Genomic DNA, 21,509 nt, shown 5'->3' with positions numbered 1-21,509 from the left:
GTGCCGACATTCCCGTTGCTTAAAGGTAGCTCCATGACAGATTCCCTATTCCCCCGCTTAGTGTTAGCCAAAGGACGCGAGAAATCCCTGCTGCGTCGCCATCCGTGGATTTTCTCCGGCGGCGTCGCCCGCATGGAGGGTAAAGCCCGCAGCGGTGAAACCATCGATATCGTTGACCATCAGGGAAAATGGCTGGCCCGCGGCGCTTACTCGCCGTCGTCGCAGATCCGCGCCCGCGTGTGGACCTTCGACCGCAATGAAACCATCGATAGCGCCTTCTTTGAACGCCGCCTGCAGCAAGCGCAAACCTGGCGGGCATGGCTGGCAGAGCGCGATGGCCTCGACAGCTACCGTCTGATCGCCGGCGAGTCCGATGGGCTGCCGGGCGTGACGATTGATCGCTTTGGCAACTTTTTCGTGCTGCAGTTGCTCAGCGCAGGCGCGGAATACCAGCGGGCCGCCATCATCAGCGCCCTGCAGAACCTGTTCCCGGACTGTGCCATTTACGATCGCAGCGATGTCGCCGTGCGTAAAAAAGAGGGACTGGAGCTGGCCCAGGGGCCGGTGGTGGGCGAGCTGCCCCCGGCGCTGCTGCCAATCACCGAGCACGGCATGAAGCTGTTGGTTGATATCCAGGGCGGGCACAAAACTGGCTATTACCTCGACCAGCGCGACAGTCGCCTGGCCACTCGCCGCTATGTCGCCGATAAGCGAGTGCTGAACTGCTTCTCTTATACCGGCGGCTTTGCGGTGTCAGCGCTGATGGGCGGCTGCCGCCAGGTCACCAGCGTGGATACCTCTCAGGAAGCGCTGGACGTTGCCCGACAGAACGTAGAGCTCAACGGACTGGATCTGTCCAAAGCGGAATTTGTGCGCGACGACGTGTTCAAACTGCTGCGTAAATACCGCGATCAGGGAGAGAAATTCGACGTGATCGTGATGGATCCGCCGAAGTTCGTGGAAAACAAAAGCCAGCTGATGGGCGCCTGCCGCGGTTATAAAGATATCAATATGCTGGCGATCCAGCTGCTGAACCCCGGCGGCGTGCTGCTGACTTTCTCCTGCTCCGGCCTGATGACCACCGATTTATTTCAGAAAATCATCGCGGATGCCGCAATTGATGCCGGGCGTGATGTACAATTTATAGAACAGTTCCGTCAGGCTGCCGACCACCCGGTGATCGCAACCTACCCGGAAGGGCTGTATCTGAAGGGGTTTGCCTGTCGCGTCATGTAACTTGAAAAACGAAACATGAGCCTCATATAGGGAGTATTCATGTTTCCCAGGAGGTGCCTATGATAGCCAGCAAATTCGGTATCGGCCAACAGGTCCGCCATACGCTCTTGGGCTACCTGGGCGTCATCGTCGATGTCGATCCCGAGTATTCACTCGCGGAACCGGAAGAGGATGAGATTGCCGCCAATGACGAACTGCGTGCGGCGCCCTGGTACCATGTGGTGATGGAAGATGATGATGGTCAGCCGATCCACACCTATCTGGCAGAAGCGCAGCTGAGCAGCGAAACCCGCGACGAACACCCGGAACAGCCGTCCCTCGACGAACTGGCCAAAACGATTCGTCAGCAGCTGCAGGCTCCGCGCCTTCGCAACTAAAACAAAACCCCGCCTGGCGGGGTTTTTTGTTATTTTGCTAATCCCAGTCGCGGCAGCTCAATGGCCGGACAACGATCCATCACCACGTTTAACCCGGCTTCTCTGGCCAGCACTGCGGCCTGCTCATTGATCACCCCCAGCTGCAGCCACAGCGTTTTCGCGCCGATGGCTATCGCCTCCTGCGCCACGCCCCACGCCGCTTCTGAATTACGGAAGACATCAACCATGTCGACCTTTTCCGGAACGTCGGCGAGCGTCGCATACCCTTGCTGTCCCAGCAGCGTCTTGCCCGCCACCTTCGGCGAAACCGGGATAACGTGATACCCCTGATCCAACAGATACTTCATGACCCGGTAGCTCGGGCGGTCAGGTTTGTCGCTGGCGCCAACCAGCGCAATCGTCCGTGTCGACGTCAGGATGCCGGCAATATCGTTCTCTTTCATGGGTTCCTCCTGCTATTTCACCTAAGTGTATGCTAATCCGCAGCAGGCGGCCATCCAGGCTAACCCACAGATTCGACAAAATTTTCACCCCGATGCTTGCAGCAGCAGCCACATTCAGTAATCTGTCTGCAGGTCAAAATGTGGAATGAAAATATGGAACTGACAACTCGTACCCTGTCCGCGCAAAAACATATCGCGCTGGTGGCTCACGATCACTGTAAAGATATGCTGATGAAATGGGTCGCTCGCCATCAGGCGTTGCTGGCGCAACACGTTTTGTATGCCACCGGCACCACCGGTAACCTGGTCTCGCGGGCTACCGGACTGGAGGTCAATGCCATGCTGAGCGGCCCGATGGGCGGTGACCAGCAGGTTGGCGCGCTCATTTCAGAAGGGAAAATCGACGTGCTGATCTTCTTCTGGGATCCGCTGAACGCCGTGCCTCACGACCCGGACGTCAAAGCGTTGCTGCGCCTGGCCACCGTCTGGAACATTCCGGTCGCGACTAACGTCTCCACCGCTGACTTTATCATCCAGTCACCGCACTTTAATCAGCCGCTCGATATTCTAATCCCGGATTATCCGCGTTATCTTGCCGAGCGCCTGAAATAACCCAGCCGTGATCAGGGTTTCCTGGCAACCGGCACATCCAGGGCCTGCAGGATGTCGACAAACGGCGAAGGTTGCGCTTTGTTAAACAACAACCACACCCGATGACGTGCGCGGGTTATCGCCACGTACAGTAGTCGACGCTCCTCCGCATCAGGAAAATCTTCCGGTTGCGGCAGGAGCGCCTGCTCCATGATCGACTCGCGCGCCGGCGCGGGAAACGCATCCTCTCCCTCCTGCAGTCCCAGCACAATCACATAGTCCGCCTGCTGGCCTTTGCTGGCATGAATAGTCATAAAATCAAGCTGCAGATGCGGCCAGCGCGTCGCCGCCTTGTTGAGCGCGTCGGGTTTCAGATGATGATAGCGGGCGAGCAGCAGGATCCGCTGCTCGGGCTTAACGTAGCCGCTCAGTTTATCCAGTAAATCATCCAGCTTATCGTCGGCTAACAGCGTGACGGCCTTTTTATCGCCCGCCGTCAGGCTGTTCAGCGGTTTACTTAACTGATGTGGATTCTGCTGGATAAAGCCATTGGCGATTTCGCCAATGCGGCCGTTAAAGCGATAGGTGGTATCCAGCGCACAGCTATCCCCTTCGCCAAAGTAATGATTAAACGCGGTGGTCAGGGAAAGCTGGGCCCCGCTGAACCGGTAAATCGCCTGCCAGTCATCCCCGACGGCAAAGAGCGTCGTTTGGGTATTCTGCCGGCGTAATGCGGCCAACAGCGAGGCCCGCTGCGGCGAGATATCCTGAAATTCATCCACCAGAATGTGTTTCCATGGGCTGACGAAGCGGCCTTTATCGAGAATATTGACCGCCTGATGGATCAGGCCGGAAAAATCGACCGCATTCTCGGCCTTCAGCGCCGCCTTCCACTCTTTCATCAGAGGCGACATCAGTTTCACCCGTTTACTGAACTGATCGCGTACCGCCTCCGGCGCCCCGGCAATCATCTCTGCCTGGGAGCCGCCGTGCATACGCATCAGGCTGACCCAGCGGTCGAGCCGGCTGGCCATACGCCGCTGCACCTTCTTGTCCTGCCAGAAATCGCCTTCCGGCAGTTGCCAGCCCATCTCCTCTTCCAGCCACAGGCGCCAGCCTTTCGCCTGCGCTTTTTTCTCCTGACACTGCTGCTGCCAGCTTTTCACGAGCAGCGCCTGACGAGCTGCGCTATCGCTTTCCAGTTTGCTGATGGTGGGGACTTTTTTGCTGCCCTGCTGAATAATATGTAGCGCCAGCGAGTGGAAGGTACGCGCGGTGATATCGTCGGATGCAAGACGCTCGCGGATCCGCGCATCCATCTCCTGCGCCGCCTGGCGGCCGAATGCCAGTAACAAAATTTGCTCTGCTGCCGCTTCTCCCCTCGCCAGCAGCCAGCCTGCCCGCGCCACCAGCACCGAGGTTTTGCCGCTGCCCGCGCCCGCCAGCACCAGCAGGGAACGTTCGCCGTTCACCACCGCCCGTGCCTGTGAGGCATTAAGAGGGGACGACTCAACGCCGTCAAAAAAGCCGCGATACTGCTCCAGCATCGCCTCGGTGAAGGCCTGGTTATGGGCCAGGCGTGTCGCTTCAATATCCCCTAACCAGCGCTGACACTCCCGCCACAGCTCCCGACAGTTGTCAAAGGCTTCAAGCCGGCTGGTGGGCATCGGCAAGCCAGTCAACGCCTGGCGAATGTTATCCTGCACATCCGCCACCTGCTGACGCGTCAACCATTTGCCTTCCGCACGGGTGTGCTCGATCGTCGCCAGCTGCGCCTTCAGCACGCCTGCGGCGATGTCGCTCATTTCCGCGCTCCACTGCTCCCAGAGTGCTTGTAAATGGTGATAGAAGCGCTGCGTTTCGCTCCACTCGGTACCGTGCAAACGCACGACTTTGCTGTCAGGCAGCACAAACTCTAGTTCGCCCCAGACCAGACCGCGCTTACAATGCACTGACAATAACTGATTGAAAGGGATAAGATACTCATGACGGTCGCCGGAAACCTTTACGCCGGCATTCAGTAACTGCACCCGATCATAAGGGTGCTGAGCCATGCGTTTGCCCAATGTTGTCGCTTTAAGTTCCATATAATGTCGATTTTCAATCAGGGTGGATTGTTTTTCAGTTTAACCGCCCGGGACCAGGTGCTCCAGCGCAAAAAAACGTTACAATTGTCAGGTCTTATTATCCACAGGGCAAAACCGAGGGTTTATGCGTACCATTCTGAATATTTTGAACTTTATCCTTGGTGGTTTCGCCACCACTTTAGGCTGGCTGCTCGCCACGCTGGTTAGCATCATTCTGGTCGTCACGCTGCCGCTGACCCGCTCCTGCTGGGAAATCACCCGACTCTCGTTATTTCCTTACGGTAACGAGGCGATTCATGTCGATGAGCTGGAGCCGCGCCGTAAAAACGGTCTTCTCAACGCCGGCGGCACCGTGCTGAATATTCTGTGGTTCATTTTTTTCGGCTGGTGGTTGTGCCTGATGCATATTTTCAGCGGCATAGCTCAATGTCTGACCATTATTGGCATCCCGGTGGGGATCGCGAATTTTAAAATTGCTGCCATTGCCCTTTGGCCGGTAGGGCGCAGGGTCGTCTCTGTGGAAACCGCGCGTGCCGCACGTGAAGCCAATGCGCGTCGTCGCTTTCAGTAACCGAACGGAACACGGACATGATTAGCCCCCTGCTACGCCGCTATACCTGGAACAGTGCCTGGCTTTATAACGTACGGATCTTTATCGCGCTCTGCGGCACAACGCTGTTTCCCTGGTGGATCGGCGAAGTCAAACTGACCATCCCTCTCACCCTTGGCGTTGTTGCCGCGGCCCTGACCGACCTCGACGACCGGCTGACCGGTCGTCTGCGCAACCTCGCCATTACCCTGGTCTGTTTTTTCATCGCCTCCGCCTCTGTGGAGCTACTGTTTCCGTGGCCGCCGCTGTTTGCTCTTGGCCTGACCGTGTCTACCATTGGCTTTATTTTGCTCGGCGGCCTCGGTCAGCGCTATGCCACTATCGCCTTCGGCGCCCTGCTCATCGCCATTTACACGATGCTCGGCGTCACGCTGTACGATCACTGGTATCTGCAGCCGTTGTTTCTGCTGGCGGGCGCCGTGTGGTACAACCTGCTGACGTTGTCCGGGCACCTGATATTTCCGATTCGACCGCTACAGGACAACCTTGCGCGCAGCTATGAGCAACTGGCCCGCTATCTTGAGCTCAAATCCCGACTGTTTGATCCTGACCTGGAGGATGAGAGCCAGGCGCCGTTGTACGATCTGGCCCTCGCCAACGGCCAGTTGGTGGCCACGCTCAATCAAACTAAGGTCTCATTGTTGACCAGGCTGCGAGGCGATCGGGGCCAGCGCGGCACCCGCCGCACGCTGCAGTACTATTTTGTGGCCCAGGATATCCACGAACGCGCCAGCTCATCGCATATTCAGTACCAGACCTTACGCGATCAATTCCGCTACAGCGATGTGATGTTCCGTTTCCAGCGCATGCTCTCGATGCAGGCCCAGGCCTGTCAGAAACTTTCACGGGCGATTTTGCTGCGCGAACCCTACCAGCATGACGCCCAATTTGAACGCGCGTTTATGCATCTCGACGCGGCGCTCGACCGCGTGCGCGCCAGCGGCGCGTCCGACGAGCAGATCAATGCCCTTGGATTTTTACTCAATAACCTGCGCGCTATCGATGCGCAGTTGGCCACGATTGAATCTGTGCAAACGACCGCGCCTGCCGGGAGCAACACCGAGACGCTGTTGGCCGACGACAGACTCGGCGGGTTGAACGACATCTGGCTGCGTCTGCGGCGCAACATGTCACCGGAGTCCGCTCTCTTTCGCCACGCGGTACGTATGTCGCTGGTCCTCTGCGCCGGCTATGCCTTTATCCAGTTTACCGGGCTCCAGCATGGCTACTGGATCCTGCTGACCAGCCTGTTTGTCTGTCAGCCGAACTATAACGCCACCCGACACCGACTGGCGCTGAGGATCATCGGCACGCTGGTGGGGGTGGCGATCGGCCTGCCCGTCCTGCTGCTGGTGCCTTCTGTTGAAGGGCAACTGGTGTTGATCGTGCTCACCGGCGTGCTGTTCTTTGCCTTTCGTAACGTGCAGTACGCCCATGCCACCATGTTTATTACGCTGCTGGTGCTGCTGTGCTTTAACCTGCTTGGCGAAGGCTTTGAGGTCGCGCTGCCGCGCATCATTGATACCCTGATCGGCTGCGCCATCGCCTGGGCGGCGGTCAGCTTCATCTGGCCGGACTGGAAATTTCGCAATCTGCCGCGCGTCCTGGACCGGGCGATGAACGCGAACTGCCGTTATCTGGATGCCATTCTGGAGCAGTATCACCAGGGCCGCGACAACCGTCTGGCCTATCGTGTCGCCCGCCGTGATGCCTACAACCGTGATGCCGAACTGGCCTCCGTGGTCTCGAATTTGTCGACTGAACCGCGCGCGGATGGCGCCCAGCGCGAGACCGCTTTTCGCTTGCTGTGTCTCAACCATACCTTCACCAGCTACATCTCCGCTCTCGGCGCGCATCGGGAAAAACTGTCCACCCCTGATATCCTTGCCCTGTTGGATGATGCCGTTTGTTATGTTGATGACGCCCTGCACCATACCCCCGCCGATGAACATCGGGTGCAGAAGGCTTTGAGCAGCCTGCAAAGCCGGATCCAGCATCTGGAACCGAGCGCCGACAGTAAAGAGCCGCTGGTATTGCAGCAGATTGGCTTGTTGCTCGCGCTGCTGCCTGAAATTTGCCGCCTGCAACAGCGCGTCCACGCTCAAACAGAATAACGGTGGTCGTCCGCTAGCGGGCTCCAGCCCATTCGAGCAGCTCCTGACGCCGCAGCGTCGGGAGTGCAGCGGTGTGAACGCCGACAATCGCCCCCTCCAGCGCCAGCAAGACGTTGACCGACAGGGAGGCGTTGTTTTCTCGCAGCCGTTGCCAGGCCTGCTGAGCGCCTACCTCCCGAAGCGTCCTGACATCCGGTATGCCCGCGTGGATCAGCTGCAATTCCATATGAAAGCTGATATTGGGTAAATCCTTCAGGCGGCCAGACTCCCGGCGGTGGTACTTTTCACGCTGGGCGCTTTGCCACGACAGCAGCGACAGCCGAAAAAGCTGTGTTTCATCGCGCCACAATGCCTCGTCAATTTGATAATACTTCATCGGCACGATGCGCCCGTGTCGGCGTAGCGTTAATAAAGGATTACGATGTTCAACCCGATACGCGGCGCTCTGCTCGCAGGCTCTCAGGTAAATATCCCCCTCTGCCACCATCGCAAACACCGTATCATCAATGGCCAGGCTATAGCCGCCAAAAAGCGGACGAGAATATAACTGACCCAGCGGCGAGACGCAGGCCTGAAATTGCGGGAACCGCGGACATACTAGTTTTCTCATGATCATTCCTTTGTTAATCATGTAATTAAACTTAAGTTGTTAACGGATCCGCTAAGAGAAAACATAAGGGACTTCCCGAACAGCAGCAAGATGATTTTCGCCGACTTTTCCACCAGAACGCGGTTTTGCGAGACGCTTTCAGAAAATCGCTGACGTTGCTGCAATCAACAGGGTGGAAAGAAATGATTAGCCCGCGTGAAGGATATCGTTGAGAAGAGGTGCGCATCTCTATAGATAAGACGCGCCTGGAAATGATTAAATTTCAGCCAGCAAAATGGCAAATTGCGGTTGATCTTTTCCCCAGGTAGATATACTGTATATGCATACAGTAACTACAGGCGGGATAGACTATGTTTACTTCAGCTCACGCAAATCGTTCAGCACAGGCTTCTGCTTCTGCAGGCCACTACGCTCATCGTTCTGGCGAACAGACCGCCAATGGGCTGATCAGTGAAATTGTCTATCGTGAAGATCAACCCATGATGACACAGTTACTGCTGCTACCTTTATTACAACAGCTGGGTCAACAGTCTCGCTGGCAGCTGTGGCTCACGCCGCAACAAAAGCTTAGCCGAGAGTGGGTCCAGTCTGCCGGTCTACCGCTGTCTAAAGTCATGCAAATTAGCCAGCTGTCACCCTGCCATACCGTAGACTCGATGATCCGCGCGCTGCGCACTGGTAATTATAGTGTGGTTATCTGCTGGCTAACGGAGGAGCTAACCGCGGAAGAGCATGAGCGTCTGGTCAATGCAGCCGAGGAAGGTTGCGCGATGGGATTCATCATGCGCCCGGTGAGAAATCAAGGCACGCTCGGCAGACAACTCAACGGGCTAAAAATTCACTCAAATTTGTATCATTGAGTGAAATTAGGATTATTCCTGGAATTTTTTTTACCGATGGTAAAGCCACAGCGTTTTTCAGGGTCTTTTTCGCGGAATGCCTGTCACACGGGCATTTCTGTCTTTTTTCTGCGTACGAAAATCAACCATATTTGTTAAATATTGTGTACACAACCCTTTTTTTTCATATGCCTGACAGAGTTCACACTTGTAAGTTTCGAACTAAGTTGTAGACTTTACATCGCCAGGGGTGATCGGCTTACGCTGCATGTATCAGCATAGTTAACAACAAGTCACGCCCCGGGTGAAGGATTTAACCGTGAGGTCTTTTGTAACTTCATGGCGAATTTTGGATGATAATGAGGCGCAAAAAATGAAAAAGACAGCTATCGCGATTGCAGTGGCACTGGCTGGCTTCGCTACCGTAGCGCAGGCCGCTCCGAAAGATAACACCTGGTATGCAGGTGGTAAACTGGGTTGGTCCCAGTTCCATGACACTGGCTGGTACAACAGCTCTCTGAACAACAATGGTCCGACCCACGAAAGCCAGCTGGGCGCTGGTGCGTTCGGTGGTTACCAGGTTAACCCGTACCTCGGTTTCGAAATGGGTTACGACTGGCTGGGCCGTATGCCGTACAAAGGCGACCAGGTTAATGGCGCATTCAAAGCTCAGGGCGTTCAGCTGACCGCTAAACTGGGTTACCCGATCACTGACGATCTGGATATCTACACCCGTCTGGGCGGCATGGTATGGCGCGCAGACTCCAGCAACAGCATCGCTGGCGACAACCACGACACTGGCGTATCTCCGGTATTTGCTGGCGGCGTAGAGTGGGCTGTGACTCGTGACATCGCTACCCGTCTGGAATACCAGTGGGTTAACAACATTGGCGACGCGGGCACCGTTGGCGTTCGTCCGGACAACGGCATGCTGAGCGTGGGTGTTTCCTACCGTTTCGGTCAGGAAGATGCTGCACCGGTTGTAGCTCCGGCTCCGGCTCCGGCTCCGGAAGTGACTACCAAGCACTTCACCCTGAAGTCTGACGTTCTGTTCAACTTCAACAAAGCAACCCTGAAACCGGAAGGTCAGCAGGCTCTGGATCAGCTGTACACCCAGCTGAGCAACATGGATCCGAAAGACGGTTCTGCAGTTGTTATGGGCTTCACCGACCGTATCGGTTCCGAAGCTTACAACCAGCAGCTGTCTGAGAAACGTGCTCAGTCCGTTGTTGACTACCTGGTTGCTAAAGGCATCCCGGCTGGCAAAATCTCCGCACGCGGTATGGGTAAATCCAACCCGGTTACTGGCAACACCTGTGACAACGTGAAAGCTCGCGCTGCACTGATCGACTGCCTGGCCCCGGATCGTCGTGTAGAGATCGAAGTTAAAGGCTACAAAGAAGTTGTAACTCAGCCAGCGGCTTAAGTTAGAACTGATGAAAAAACCCGCCTCGGCGGGTTTTTTTATGTCTTCTCGCTCGCTTTCGCGGTGGAAGCCTCCATATCAGGGTAACCCCTGACTGGCCGTACAGGCTACTCTTTGCCTAACAGTTCCTGCAGATCGTGCTTCAGGCTCGACATTTTGCTGGCATACTTCTCTTTATGCTCAGCATCCTCAATCAGCTGCACAATGGTTTCAGACAAGGTTTTACCCCGCCGCTGCGCCAGGCCGGCAAGACGCTGCCAGACGACAAACTCAAGATCGATAGACTTCTTGCGCGTGTGCTGATGCTCCGCGTTAAAATGCCGTTTCCGCCGTGCACGGATGGTCTGCTTCATGCGGTTCATCAGTGCCGGATTCATATGCTGCTCAATCCAGGCATGCACCAGCACAGGTTCATTCTCGAGTGTCAGCAAGTCATCTACCGCAGCTTGCGCAGCGCTGGCCTCAATGTAGCGGGTAATCAGCTCACCTTCCCGGTGCTTCTTTACCAGATATTTCCATTTCCAGCCGCTTTCAAGATTTTCCAGTTGTTGATATTTCATTGCGATCTCAATGTGACCGTGTAACTCATTTCAGGATATCAGTTTTTTCCTGATGTGCTGAATATAAATCATTATTCGTGATGTGTATGGCCGGGGAATCATCGGGGTAATCATAATCCTCCGTGTGCTCAGTCGCGGCATCAGGTATAATTGCGCGCTTTACATCTAACTAAAAAACAGCGACTTTGACCATTACGAAACTGACCCGAACCGACCTTGCGCCCGATATGGAACCTTATCAGGCGCTGTTTGCCCAAGCTGATCTCTCTCAACCGGCCCCCTCCCTCTCGGGCGATCTGCAGCCGCGTTTGTTCTACGCGCTTGAGCAATTGCTGTGCACGCCGGCAGTCTCCTCCTTCATGCTGGTGAAAGCCCCCGAAGAACCGGAGTATCTGCAATGGCTGACGGCAGAAACCCGCACGCTGCATGAACCTGCCGCCCCGCTCTACGGGGTCCGCTATGACATTGACGGCGCTCGCGTGACGCTCTCCCCGGCACAACGTGCTGAGGATAATTTTGCCAGCACCGCGCCGGTCGTCGCGGCCGATTGGGTAGAGGCGGAACAGCTATTTGGCTGCGTACGCCAGTTTAACGGTGGCATCACCCTCCAGCCAGGCCTGGTTCATCAGGCCAATGGTGGCGTGCTGGTAATCTCGCTTCGTACACTGCTGGCGCAACCGCTGCTGTGGGTGCGCCTGAAAAATATGGTGACCCGTCAGCGGTTTGACTGGCTCTCCATCGATGAGTCACGCCCGCTGCCGGTCAGCATTCCCTCCATGCCGCTGAGCCTGAAAGTCATGCTGGTCGGCGAACGCGAATCGCTGGCGGATTTCCAGGAAATGGAACCAGAGCTTTGTGCTCAGGCGATCTACAGTGAGTATGAAGACACTTTGCAGTTTGCTGACGCCGAGACGCTGAAAGCCTGGTGCCAGTGGGTATGGCAAAATGCCCAGCAGCTGACGCTGCCAGGTCCGGCGGCCGACGCCTGGCCACTGCTGATCGATGAGGGGACGCGCTACACCGGCGATCAGGAGACCCTGCCGCTCAGTCCGCTATGGATAGCCCGCCAGCTGCGGGAGGCCGCCGCATTCTGCGAGGGCGAGGAGATTACTGGCGAAGAAATGCAGACGATGCTGGCACGCCGGGAGTGGCGTGAAGGCTACCTCGCAGAACGAATGCAGGATGAAATCCTGCAGGAACAGATCCTGATTGAAACCGAAGGCGAATGCGTCGGGCAGATCAACGCCCTGTCGGTGATTGAATTCCCCGGCCATCCGCGCGCATTCGGTGAACCTTCGCGCATCAGCTGCGTCGTGCACATTGGTGATGGCGAGTTTATTGACGTCGAACGCAAAGCCGAGCTCGGCGGCAATATTCATGCGAAAGGCATGATGATCATGCAGGCTTTTCTGATGTCCGAGCTGGAGCTGGAGCAGCAGCTTCCGTTCTCCGCTTCGCTGACCTTCGAACAGTCGTACAGTGAAGTGGACGGCGACAGCGCCTCCATGGCCGAACTCTGCGCCTTAATCAGCGCGCTGGCCAATGTGCCGATTAATCAGAGCATCGCAATTACCGGTTCCGTCGACCAGTTTGGTCGCGTGCAGCCGGTCGGCGGTCTGAATGAAAAAATTGAAGGATTCTTCACTATCTGTCAGCAGCGCGGGCTAACCGGTAAACAGGGCGTCATTATCCCTGCGGCCAACGTTCGTCATCTCAGTCTTAGCCATGAGCTCCGTCAGGCCGTTGCCGAAAACCAGTTTGCCATCTGGGCCATTGACGATATCACCGAAGCGCTGCCGATGCTGACCCAACTGATGTGGGACGGTGAAGGGCAGACGCTGCGACAAACCATTCAGGAGCGGATAGCGCAGGCGACCCAGCAAGAGACTCGCCATCGTTTTCCGTGGCCGCTACGCTGGTTAGGTGGGACAAGTTCTAACTGATCGGACTTGTTCAGCTTACACGTGTTAGCTATCCTGCGTCCCGAACTTAAAATAAGGCTTACTGAAAACATGGTAGATAAACGCGAATCCTATACAAAAGAAGATCTTCTTGCCTCTGGTCGTGGTGAACTGTTCGGCGCGAAAGGCCCGCAGTTGCCAGCACCAAACATGCTGATGATGGACCGCGTCATCAAAATGAGCGAAACCGGTGGTAACTATGACAAAGGTTATGTTGAGGCAGAACTCGACATCAACCCGGACCTGTGGTTCTTCGGTTGCCACTTCATCGGCGATCCGGTGATGCCGGGCTGCCTGGGCCTGGATGCGATGTGGCAGCTGGTCGGGTTCTATCTTGGCTGGCTCGGCGGCGAAGGCAAAGGCCGTGCGCTGGGCGTTGGCGAAGTGAAATTCACCGGTCAGGTTCTGCCGACCGCGAAAAAAGTCACCTACCGCATCCACTTCAAGCGCATTGTTAACCGTCGTCTGATTATGGGCCTGGCGGATGGCGAAGTGCTGGTTGACGATCGTCTGATCTATACCGCGAACGATCTGAAAGTAGGCCTGTTCCAGGATACTTCCGCTTTCTGATAATCATCGGCAGCGATTAAAAGGCGAAGCCCCCGCTATGCGGAGGCTTCTTTTTTAAAGAGACAGTGTCAGGCCGTTAGTACCCTGTCCTCCATGGCTTCTCGCCAGCCTCCCAGCCACCATGAGCGTTGATTCAAGCTCTGGTATGGACACATTTCTTTCGATCTTCCCGCGATACCCGCTTGATATCCACGTTGATGTGCCCGTTCCAGGCGATCTCGTTTTTGTCTCTTCATGCCTCGTTTCCCTCATTCTTTGATCTGGTGGAAAAGAAAACAGTGGTCGCAAATTATGCAGCCACGGGTTACGAATACCGCGAAATGAAGGCAACGTCAATGCGCAAAATTCACGCCAGTGTCATATTTGTGACCTATATAAGAGTTCATTTTTTGTTCATTCCGCGCCGCGGTTGCTAACGAACTGACCTGGCAAAAAAAATGCCGCGCGGCTCAGATGAACCGCGCGGCATATCACTTTTATGAATTTTACTTATGGCAGACGGTTAAGCTCGCCGGCAATGGCCGCCGCCTCCTGGCTCCACGCCTGCGCCAGGGTCTTCACCATCGCGTCATAGCCATCCTGCTGCTGCTTGAGCACGATGTTAAACGGGCGCTTAATCAGCTGTCCCTGATGCTTCAATAACCACTCGCCGCTGACGATAACCCGCCCGTCGTAGCGCCCGTGAAAGCCATTTACCGCCACATTGAGCGTATCCTGCTCGCTGCCCAACGGTTGGGACGACACTACCCAGCCCGGCAACTGCTGGCTGAGGTTTGCCACCAGCGTAGTACGCAGCTGCTGGTCCAGCGGGCTGGCCCACAGATTATTACTGGCGATCACATACTGCACATCGGTGGTCTGATAGACCACTCCATTGCCCGCCAGATAATCCGGGATGCTGATCTGCTCCACCCACAGCAGGCGAGCCCCCTGGCTGGCGGCGCTCTGTGCGCCGCCCTGCACCACCGGCAGCTGGTAGTATGTTTTGCTCTCGCCGCCGCTACTGCACGCTGTCAGCGCGCAAACGGCTGCTGCCAGTAACCATTTTTTCATTATTTCGCTCCCTTCGGCTGTGGGTCTTTTTTATCCTTCGCCTCAAATACCAGCGCATTGCTCTTATCATTGAGCGTTTTCAGGACCGGCTGCAGTTCACGCAGCACCTGATCCAGACGCTGCATATCGGCCACCATCTTATTGTAGGCCGCGGAGCCCGGCTGGAAGCCCTGCATACTGCGGTTCAGTTCGCGCAGCGTCGTCTGCATATCAGCAGGCAGCTGCTGCATCGACTGACTGGAGGTGATCTTATTCAGACTATCCAGCGTGGCCTGCACGTGCTGCATGGTCTTCTCGCTTTGCGCCAGCGTACTGGTTGCCTGTTCCAGTAGTGGATTGAGCGGCAGGTTATTGATTTTATCCAGCGCATCCATCAGACGCTGCTGGATCTGCGCCAGGCCACCGCTGATGGTCGGGATAATCGGATAGCCGTTAAACTCCTGAATTTTCCCGCGCGGCGGCGCTTTCGGATAGAAGTCGAGATCGATATACAGCGCACCCGTCACCAGGTTACCGGTTTTCAGCGAGCCGCGCAGTCCGCGGTTGATCAGATCGTCAATGTGGGCGCGAATATTCGGATCGCCGCCGAGCTGGTTGACCAGACGTTGCGGTTCGACCCGCACTTCTACCGGAATGCGATAGTCATCGTTCAAACGCTGCTTCAGCCCAGGAATAAAGAACGGCACTTTGCCGACGGTTCCCAGACGGATGCCGCGGAACTCCACCGGCGCGCCGGGCTGCAGGCCGCGAACCGAGTCCTTGAAGAACATGACATAGTCGATATGTTCGGTAAAGACCGAATCCTGGATGCTCTTCTGATCGTCAAACAGGTGGTATTCCGTTTTGTTCGCCACCGGCTCGCCGAGATCCAGTCCTTCCGGAATATCGAAGCTCACGCCGCCGCCAAACAATGTCGACAACGAGCCCATCTCGACGCGCATCCCCGCCGCGGTCAAATCAACGGCGATCCCGCTGTCCTTCCAGAAGCGAACGTTGCTGGTCACCAGGCGGTCGTTTGGCGCATTGATGAACAGCTGATAAGTGATATGCCTTTTTTGCGCATCAAAAGTGCTGGTTTCCACCGACCCCACGCGATAGCCGCGGAACAGCACCGGATCGCCTGGCGAAAGCTGGCCCGCTTTGCTGCTTTCCAGCAAAATACGGATCCCCTTGGCATCCGGCGAGGCCAGCGGCGGAGAATCCAGTAGCGGATACTGCGCCGGCACCGAACCTTTCGACCCCGGCTGCAGTTCAATATAGGCCCCGGACAATAATGTCCCGAGACCACTGATCCCCTCGCGCCCTACCTGTGGTTTCACCACCCAGAAGACGGAATCGTTATGCAGTAATTTCTGCATCCCGGAATTGAGGCGAGCTTTGATTTCCACATGGGTTAAATCGTCAGTCAGCGTCGCGCTCTCTACCACCCCAACATCCACGCTGCGGCTCTTGATCCGGGTTTTTCCCCCTTCGATGCCTTCCGCGTTGGTGGTGATCAGCGTGACCTCAGGCCCCTGATGGCTGTAATGATAAAACAGGATCCACGCCCCGATCAGCGCAGTGACGATAGGGAAGATCCACACCGGTGACCAGTTCTTCACCTTCTGCACTTTCGCTTCTCCGCTCTTATTTTCCATGTTGTTGTATTTCCTCATGGCTTGAATCTGGCTCACGATCCCACAGTAAACGGGGATCAAACGTCATCGCTGAAAACATGGTCATCACCACCACCAGCGCAAACATGACCGCGCCGATGGCGGGATAGATATTCATCAACCCTCCCATGCGCACCAGCGCAGAGAGCACGGCGATGACAAAAACGTCAATCATTGACCAGCGGCCAACAAATTCCACCACTTCATAAATCAGATGCATGCGTTCCGAATCGCGCGCACCGTTTCCGTTGGCATTCCAGCACAGCCAGGCGATGGCGATCATCTTCAGCGTCGGCACCATAATACTGGCGATAAAAATCACCAGCGCCACCGGATAAGAGCCTTCGCTCCACAGCAAAACCACCCCGGCCATAATGGTCGACGGCATTTTATCGCCCAGCAGATCGGTGATCATGATGGGCATAATATTGGCGGGAAGATAGAGAATAAATGAGGTCACCAGTAGCGCCAGCGTCCACTGTAGGCTATTTTTACGCCGCGCCGTTCCTTTGCTGTGACAGCGCGGACAGACCGTTTGGTCGACCGGTAACACCGCCGTACAACAGGCGCAGGAGCGCAGCCCCTGGCGGATCCCGGCAACCCCAATTTTCAGCGGTTGGGTAATCGCCGGCATGGGGGCAATATCATCCCACAACCAGCGGCGGTCGACGCACTGGAAGGTACGTAACTGCAGCAGGCAAAACATGCACCAGGGAATAAAGCTTAGGCCGATACCGATATCGCCGTAGGCCATCAGTTTGACAAAGCTGACCAGCACGCCGGCAAGAAAGATTTCCGCCATGCCCCAGGTCTTGAGGTGAAACAGAATACGCGCCAGGAATGCCTTCAGGCCGAGGGGCATCCTGACCCGATTGACCAGCAACAAAATGGTGACCAGGCAAAACGCCGGTACCAGTTGCACAAAGAGTAAAAAGAAGGTGCCGAGGCTGGCGTAATCCTCGGTAAATAGCACGTTGGGAATTTCCAGCAGCTCTATTTCGCTGCTGATGCCACCCACTTTCATATAGATAAAAGGAAACAGGTTGGCCAGCAACAGCATAAATAGCGCGACCAGCGCGTAAGCCGTGGGACGCTGGCGAGGCGCGTCCCACGTGGTGGTTAACGTTGTACCGCAGCGCGGGCAGGCGGCTTTCTGGCGATGCTCAAGCTGCGGCAAAGCCACCAGCAAATCACATTGGGGACATAAAATATGTCGCGCAGCATGATGGTGATCGCACATGACAACTCCTCGGCTCAGGCGCCGTTCTTTAATCCTTCGAGATATTCCCAGCGTTCAAAGGCGGCTTCCAGCGCCTGCTCCGCTTCGGCCAGCTGCGCCAGCACCTGCTGCGTACGATCGTGCGATTGGCCAAAGAAGTCAGGATCGGCTACCTGCTCCTGCAGCGTCTGCAGTTCAGCCTCAAGGGTTTCCAGCTTCTGCGGCAGTTGCTCCAGCTCGCGCTGCAGGTTATAGCTTAGTTTGTTCCCGCCGCGTTTGACAGTTTCTGCTTTTGGCTGAGCAACTTCCATTGTTTTTTTCGCTGCCGGCTGCTTCTGCGCCAGCGACTGGGCCTGCTGACCGCGGGCGTCGTGATAACCGCCAACGTACTGACCAATATGGCCGCCGCCCTCGAAGATCCAGCACTCGGTCACGGTATTGTCAACAAACTGACGATCGTGGCTGACCAGCATCACGGTACCCTGATAGCCGTCAATGAGCTCTTCCAGCAGCTCCAGCGTTTCGACATCAAGGTCGTTTGTCGGTTCATCGAGAATCAATAAGTTACTGGGTTTCAGGAACAGTCGCGCCAGCAGCAGGCGGTTACGTTCCCCGCCGGACAGCGCGCGGACTGGCGTCATCGCCCGTTTCGGATGGAACAGGAAATCCTGCAGATAGCCCAGCACGTGCCGCGGCTTACCGTTAACCATCACCTCTTGCTTACCTTCGGCGAGGTTATCCATCACCGTCCGGTCCGGATCCAGCTCCGCGCGGTGCTGGTCGAAGTAGGCGACTTCCAGCTTGGTGCCGACGTGGATCCGCCCGCTGTCGGCCTGCAGCTGGCCAAGCATCAGCTTCAGCAGCGTGGTTTTGCCACAGCCGTTCGGGCCGATCAGGGCAATCTTATCGCCGCGCTGAATTTGCGCGGAGAAATCTTTCACCAGCACTTTGCCGTCAACCTGATAGTTGACGTTCTCCATTTCGAAAACGATTTTGCCGGAGCGCGAAGCCTCTTCAACCTGCATCTTCGCACTGCCCATCACTTCCCGGCGCTCGCCGCGCTCGCGACGCATCGCCTTCAGGGCGCGAACGCGACCTTCGTTACGGGTGCGGCGCGCTTTGATCCCCTGACGGATCCATACTTCTTCCTGTGCCAGCTTGCGGTCAAATTCGGCATTCTGCAGATCTTCAACCCGCAGAGCCTCTTCTTTATCCAGCAGATACTGATCGTAATTGCCCGGATAGGTCACCAGCTTGCCGCGATCGAGATCGACGATGCGCGTCGCCATATTGCGAATAAAGGAGCGGTCATGCGAAATAAAGATAATGGTGCCTTTAAAGCTTTTCAGGAACCCTTCCAGCCAGTCGATAGTTTCGATATCGAGGTGGTTCGTCGGTTCATCCAGCAACAGCACGCGCGGCCCGCTGACCAGCGCGCGGCCCAGCGCCGCTTTACGCAGCCAGCCGCCGGAAAGCGAAGCCAGCTGTGCGTCGGCGTTAAGACCAAGCTGCTCGATCACTTCATTGATGCGGCTATCCAGCTGCCACAGCCCCAGGTTATCCAGCTGTTCCTGCAGACGGGCCAGTTCATTTAAATTTTTGTCGCTCGGGTCGGTCATCACCTGATGCGACACGTCATGGTAGGCCTTCAGGTAAGCGGCCTGTTCGGCGATCCCTTCGGCGACGAAATCGTACACCGTACCGGCAACGTTGCGCGGCGGATCCTGCTGCAGACGCGCGACGATCAGATCCTGTTCATAAATAATGCGCCCGTCATCCAGCCCCTGTTCACGGTTGAGGATCTTCATCAGGGTCGATTTACCGGCGCCATTGCGCCCAACCAGACAGACGCGTTCGTTATCTTCGATATGCAGTTCAGCATTATCCAGCAGCGGCGCATCGCTGAATGAAAGCCAGGCGCCGTGCATACTAATCAGTGACATTCTTTATTCCTTTCAGGCTGCAGTAATCAGCCAGCAGTTGTGGATCTGACGGTTGCGGGCAAAATCCTGCGACAGCGTTTTTTGCGAAATCTCTTGCGCCTTCAGGCCAAGCGCCGCCAGCCCGTCATGATCCATACGGAAACCGCGTTTGTTATTCGAGAACATAATGGTGCCGCCTTTACGCAGCAGACGTTTTAGATCGGTCATCAGACGAATATGATCGCGCTGCACGTCAAAAGCATCTTCCATCCGTTTGGAGTTAGAGAAAGTCGGCGGATCGATAAAGATCAGATCGAACTGCTCGGTGCTTTCCCGCAGCCAGCCCAGCACGTCAGCCTGCATCAGGCGATGCGCACGACCGGTCAGGCCATTGAGACGCAGGTTGCGTTCCGCCCATTCCAGATAGGTACGCGACATATCCACCGTGGTCGTAGAGCGCGCCCCGCCGAGGCCGGCGTGGACGCTGGCGCTGCCGGTATAGGAGAACAGGTTGAGGAAATCCTTACCTTTGCTCATCTGGCCCAGCATGCGACGGGCGATACGGTGGTCGAGGAACAGACCGGTATCCAGGTAGTCGGTGAGGTTAACCCACAGGCGCGCGTTGTACTCCTGCACCTCGATAAAGTCGCCCTTCTCCGCCATCTTCTGATACTGGTTTTTGCCCTTTTGCCGCTCGCGGGTCTTCAGCACCAGCTTGTTGGGGGCAATTTCCAGCACGGCGATGGTCGCCGCGATAATATCAAACAGACGCTGGCGCGCTTTGTGCGCATCGACGGTTTTCGGCGGCGCATACTCCTGCACCACCACCCAGTCACCGTAGCGATCGATCGCCACGTTATATTCCGGCAGATCGGCATCGTACAGGCGATAGCATTCAATGCCTTCCTGACGGGCCCACTTTTCAAATTTCTTCAGATTCTTACGCAGACGGTTGGCAAAATCTTCCGCCAGCATCGCCGGCTTGCCGCCTTCGCTCTCCGCCAGGTGATAGTTCTTCTGTACGCAGTCCAGCGGGCCGTTCTTGGCTTTGAACTGTTTATCGGCACGCAGCTGCAGGCAGCTCAGCAGTTCCGGCGAGGCGCTGAACACCGACAGGTTCCAGCCGCCAAACTGACTTTTCATGATCCGGCCCAGCAGGCTGTGCAGGGCGATCAGCGCCGGTTCGCTTTCCAGGCGCTCACCATACGGCGGGTTACTGATCACCGTACCGTACGGGCCTTTCGGCAGCGAGTTATTCAGTTGGGCGACGTCTTTTACTGCAAAATCGATCAGTTCGCCGATGCCAGCCCGGCGGGCGTTGCGGCGCGCGCGCTCAATGACACGCTCGTCGACGTCAGATCCATAGAAGCGCGACCCATAGGCCGCCAGCCCCTGGCGGGCGCGGGTTTGCGCTTCTGCCTTCACCTCTTTCCAGATGGCGTCATCGTGCTGTGCCCAGCCGCCAAAGCCCCAGTGGCCGCGGTGCAGACCCGGCGCGCGATCGGTCGCCAGCATCGCCGCTTCAATCAGCAAGGTACCGGAGCCGCACATCGGATCGAGCAGCGGCGTACCCGGAGCCCAACCAGAGCGCATGACGATCGCCGCCGCGAGGTTTTCTTTGATCGGCGCCATACCGGTACCATCGCGGTAGCCGCGCAGATGCAACCCTTCCCCGCTCAGATCCAGAGAGATATGCGCCGTCTCTTTGTTCAGCCAGACATTGATCCGCAGATCGGGATTTTCACGATCGACATTCGGGCGCGGCAGGTTTTTACGCGTGAAGCTGTCGACGATAGCGTCTTTGACTTTTAATGCGCCATACTGACTGTTGCGGATCTCGTCATTGAGGCCGCTAAAATGCACCGCGAAGGTCGCGTCAGTGGTAAAGATCTCCGTCCACGGAATCGATTGAACCCCCAGATAGAGATCCAGATCGCTATACACGCTGCACTCACCCAGTGGCAGCATGATGCGCGAAGCCAGCCGGCTCCACATCAGGCTTTGATACAGCAGGCGCGTATCCCCCTGAAAATGGACCCCGCCCTGGACGACCTGGCAGTCCGTCGCGCCAAGTCCTTCCAGTTCAGTTTTTAACAGCTCTTCCAGCCCACGAGCCGTACTGGCAAACAGAGAATTCATATCGTCACTTTTACTTAAAGAAAATTGGTGCGCATTATAGCCAATATGTGCCCTATGTCATAAAGTTATAGGCTTATTTTTGGAACCCGGAGGCAGC

Annotated in this window: 19 protein-coding genes; 9 read left to right on the top strand and 10 right to left on the bottom strand. The window is 56.3% G+C overall.

Annotation, left to right across the window (positions count from 1 at the left end; genetic code table 11):
• Positions 1–33 precede the first annotated feature (33 nt).
• Both rlmI and hspQ read left to right on the top strand, forming a co-directional pair.
• Complete coding sequence (gene rlmI, locus CWM53_RS13480; protein WP_061155149.1) at positions 34–1,236, top strand: 23S rRNA (cytosine(1962)-C(5))-methyltransferase RlmI; 1,203 nt, start codon at positions 34–36, stop codon at positions 1,234–1,236.
• Positions 1,237–1,295: 59 nt separating this feature from the next.
• Positions 1,296–1,613 (top strand): heat shock protein HspQ, encoded by a 318-nt coding sequence (gene hspQ, locus CWM53_RS13475; protein ID WP_002898441.1) that lies wholly within the window; start codon positions 1,296–1,298, stop codon positions 1,611–1,613.
• 29 nt (positions 1,614–1,642) lie between these two features.
• On the opposite strand, the gene CWM53_RS13470 is transcribed toward hspQ, so the two are convergent.
• On the bottom strand, positions 1,643–2,056 hold the full coding sequence (locus tag CWM53_RS13470; protein WP_002898434.1) for a CoA-binding protein: 414 nt from the start codon (positions 2,054–2,056) through the stop codon (positions 1,643–1,645).
• 153 nt (positions 2,057–2,209) lie between these two features.
• Here CWM53_RS13470 and mgsA point away from each other — a divergent pair, with 153 nt between their 5' ends.
• The gene (gene mgsA / locus CWM53_RS13465; RefSeq protein WP_008805898.1) at positions 2,210–2,668 is read left to right on the top strand and encodes a methylglyoxal synthase; all 459 of its coding nucleotides are present in this window, start codon (positions 2,210–2,212) and stop codon (positions 2,666–2,668) included.
• 11 nt (positions 2,669–2,679) lie between these two features.
• Here mgsA and helD read toward each other — a convergent pair whose 3' ends face one another.
• Positions 2,680–4,734 carry a DNA helicase IV gene (helD, locus tag CWM53_RS13460; protein WP_100729780.1) on the bottom strand — a complete coding sequence of 685 codons (2,055 nt, stop codon included), beginning with the start codon at positions 4,732–4,734 and terminating at the stop codon, positions 2,680–2,682.
• A gap of 124 nt (positions 4,735–4,858) precedes the next feature.
• On the opposite strand from helD, the gene CWM53_RS13455 reads away from it, so the two are divergent.
• Together CWM53_RS13455 and yccS are read left to right on the top strand one after the other, a co-directional pair.
• Positions 4,859–5,305, top strand: a complete 447-nt coding sequence (locus CWM53_RS13455) for a YccF domain-containing protein (protein WP_100729781.1) — start codon at positions 4,859–4,861, stop codon at positions 5,303–5,305.
• Between the two features lie 17 nt (positions 5,306–5,322).
• Positions 5,323–7,458: a YccS family putative transporter gene (yccS, locus tag CWM53_RS13450; RefSeq protein ID WP_100729782.1), complete on the top strand. Its 2,136-nt coding sequence runs from the start codon at positions 5,323–5,325 to the stop codon at positions 7,456–7,458.
• Between the two features lie 13 nt (positions 7,459–7,471).
• Here yccS and CWM53_RS13445 read toward each other — a convergent pair whose 3' ends face one another.
• Complete coding sequence (locus CWM53_RS13445) at positions 7,472–8,068, bottom strand: TfoX/Sxy family DNA transformation protein (RefSeq protein WP_074386392.1); 597 nt, start codon at positions 8,066–8,068, stop codon at positions 7,472–7,474.
• 350 nt (positions 8,069–8,418) lie between these two features.
• On the opposite strand from CWM53_RS13445, the gene sulA reads away from it, so the two are divergent.
• Both sulA and ompA read left to right on the top strand, forming a co-directional pair.
• Entirely contained in the window at positions 8,419–8,928 is a 510-nt protein-coding gene (sulA, locus tag CWM53_RS13440; RefSeq protein ID WP_100729783.1) for an SOS-induced cell division inhibitor SulA, read from the top strand.
• A gap of 352 nt (positions 8,929–9,280) precedes the next feature.
• Positions 9,281–10,333, top strand: a complete 1,053-nt coding sequence (gene ompA, locus CWM53_RS13435; protein ID WP_008805892.1) for a porin OmpA — start codon at positions 9,281–9,283, stop codon at positions 10,331–10,333.
• Positions 10,334–10,440: 107 nt separating this feature from the next.
• Here ompA and matP read toward each other — a convergent pair whose 3' ends face one another.
• Positions 10,441–10,893, bottom strand: a complete 453-nt coding sequence (gene matP, locus CWM53_RS13430; protein ID WP_008805891.1) for a macrodomain Ter protein MatP — start codon at positions 10,891–10,893, stop codon at positions 10,441–10,443.
• Between the two features lie 185 nt (positions 10,894–11,078).
• On the opposite strand from matP, the gene CWM53_RS13425 reads away from it, so the two are divergent.
• Positions 11,079–12,836 (top strand): AAA family ATPase, encoded by a 1,758-nt coding sequence (locus tag CWM53_RS13425; RefSeq protein ID WP_100631486.1) that lies wholly within the window; start codon positions 11,079–11,081, stop codon positions 12,834–12,836.
• A 69-nt stretch (positions 12,837–12,905) separates the two neighbouring features.
• Positions 12,906–13,424 (top strand): bifunctional 3-hydroxydecanoyl-ACP dehydratase/trans-2-decenoyl-ACP isomerase, encoded by a 519-nt coding sequence (gene fabA, locus CWM53_RS13420; protein WP_012542300.1) that lies wholly within the window; start codon positions 12,906–12,908, stop codon positions 13,422–13,424.
• Positions 13,425–13,492: 68 nt separating this feature from the next.
• Here fabA and rmf read toward each other — a convergent pair whose 3' ends face one another.
• The 6 genes from rmf to rlmKL all read right to left on the bottom strand — a co-directional run bounded on the left by rmf (position 13,493) and on the right by rlmKL (position 21,412).
• Positions 13,493–13,660, bottom strand: a complete 168-nt coding sequence (gene rmf, locus CWM53_RS13415) for a ribosome modulation factor (RefSeq protein WP_002898396.1) — start codon at positions 13,658–13,660, stop codon at positions 13,493–13,495.
• A 253-nt stretch (positions 13,661–13,913) separates the two neighbouring features.
• Positions 13,914–14,477: a membrane integrity-associated transporter subunit PqiC gene (gene pqiC, locus CWM53_RS13405; RefSeq protein ID WP_074386394.1), complete on the bottom strand. Its 564-nt coding sequence runs from the start codon at positions 14,475–14,477 to the stop codon at positions 13,914–13,916.
• Entirely contained in the window at positions 14,477–16,114 is a 1,638-nt protein-coding gene (gene pqiB / locus CWM53_RS13400) for an intermembrane transport protein PqiB (protein WP_074386395.1), read from the bottom strand. The genes pqiC and pqiB overlap by 1 nt, the downstream gene beginning before the upstream one ends.
• Positions 16,104–17,372: a membrane integrity-associated transporter subunit PqiA gene (pqiA, locus tag CWM53_RS13395; protein ID WP_074386396.1), complete on the bottom strand. Its 1,269-nt coding sequence runs from the start codon at positions 17,370–17,372 to the stop codon at positions 16,104–16,106. Before pqiA ends, pqiB begins: the two co-directional genes overlap by 11 nt.
• Positions 17,373–17,386: 14 nt before the next feature.
• A complete protein-coding gene (locus CWM53_RS13390; protein WP_061155159.1) occupies positions 17,387–19,294 on the bottom strand; it encodes an ABC transporter ATP-binding protein in 1,908 nt (635 codons plus the stop codon).
• 12 nt (positions 19,295–19,306) lie between these two features.
• Positions 19,307–21,412 carry a bifunctional 23S rRNA (guanine(2069)-N(7))-methyltransferase RlmK/23S rRNA (guanine(2445)-N(2))-methyltransferase RlmL gene (gene rlmKL, locus CWM53_RS13385; RefSeq protein WP_100729784.1) on the bottom strand — a complete coding sequence of 702 codons (2,106 nt, stop codon included), beginning with the start codon at positions 21,410–21,412 and terminating at the stop codon, positions 19,307–19,309.
• Positions 21,413–21,509: the final 97 nt, after the last annotated feature.

Source organism: Klebsiella sp. A-Nf5 (assembly GCF_002810545.1).
Classification (GTDB): Bacteria; Pseudomonadota; Gammaproteobacteria; order Enterobacterales; family Enterobacteriaceae; genus Klebsiella; species Klebsiella variicola.
This window is presented reverse-complemented; position numbering and strand designations above follow the sequence as displayed.

Excerpts from the sequence above, each read along its gene's own strand:
- rlmI (WP_061155149.1), top strand. The coding sequence starts at position 34 with ATGACAGATTCCCTATTCCCCCGCTTAGTGTTAGCCAAAGGACGCGAG.
- hspQ (WP_002898441.1), top strand. The coding sequence starts at position 1,296 with ATGATAGCCAGCAAATTCGGTATCGGCCAACAGGTCCGCCATACGCTC.
- CWM53_RS13470 (WP_002898434.1), bottom strand. The coding sequence starts at position 2,056 with ATGAAAGAGAACGATATTGCCGGCATCCTGACGTCGACACGGACGATT.
- mgsA (WP_008805898.1), top strand. The coding sequence starts at position 2,210 with ATGGAACTGACAACTCGTACCCTGTCCGCGCAAAAACATATCGCGCTG.
- helD (WP_100729780.1), bottom strand. The coding sequence starts at position 4,734 with ATGGAACTTAAAGCGACAACATTGGGCAAACGCATGGCTCAGCACCCT.
- CWM53_RS13455 (WP_100729781.1), top strand. The coding sequence starts at position 4,859 with ATGCGTACCATTCTGAATATTTTGAACTTTATCCTTGGTGGTTTCGCC.
- yccS (WP_100729782.1), top strand. The coding sequence starts at position 5,323 with ATGATTAGCCCCCTGCTACGCCGCTATACCTGGAACAGTGCCTGGCTT.
- CWM53_RS13445 (WP_074386392.1), bottom strand. The coding sequence starts at position 8,068 with ATGAGAAAACTAGTATGTCCGCGGTTCCCGCAATTTCAGGCCTGCGTC.
- sulA (WP_100729783.1), top strand. The coding sequence starts at position 8,419 with ATGTTTACTTCAGCTCACGCAAATCGTTCAGCACAGGCTTCTGCTTCT.
- ompA (WP_008805892.1), top strand. The coding sequence starts at position 9,281 with ATGAAAAAGACAGCTATCGCGATTGCAGTGGCACTGGCTGGCTTCGCT.
- matP (WP_008805891.1), bottom strand. The coding sequence starts at position 10,893 with ATGAAATATCAACAACTGGAAAATCTTGAAAGCGGCTGGAAATGGAAA.
- fabA (WP_012542300.1), top strand. The coding sequence starts at position 12,906 with ATGGTAGATAAACGCGAATCCTATACAAAAGAAGATCTTCTTGCCTCT.
- rmf (WP_002898396.1), bottom strand. The coding sequence starts at position 13,660 with ATGAAGAGACAAAAACGAGATCGCCTGGAACGGGCACATCAACGTGGA.
- pqiC (WP_074386394.1), bottom strand. The coding sequence starts at position 14,477 with ATGAAAAAATGGTTACTGGCAGCAGCCGTTTGCGCGCTGACAGCGTGC.
- pqiB (WP_074386395.1), bottom strand. The coding sequence starts at position 16,114 with ATGGAAAATAAGAGCGGAGAAGCGAAAGTGCAGAAGGTGAAGAACTGG.
- pqiA (WP_074386396.1), bottom strand. The coding sequence starts at position 17,372 with ATGTGCGATCACCATCATGCTGCGCGACATATTTTATGTCCCCAATGT.
- CWM53_RS13390 (WP_061155159.1), bottom strand. The coding sequence starts at position 19,294 with ATGTCACTGATTAGTATGCACGGCGCCTGGCTTTCATTCAGCGATGCG.
- rlmKL (WP_100729784.1), bottom strand. The coding sequence starts at position 21,412 with ATGAATTCTCTGTTTGCCAGTACGGCTCGTGGGCTGGAAGAGCTGTTA.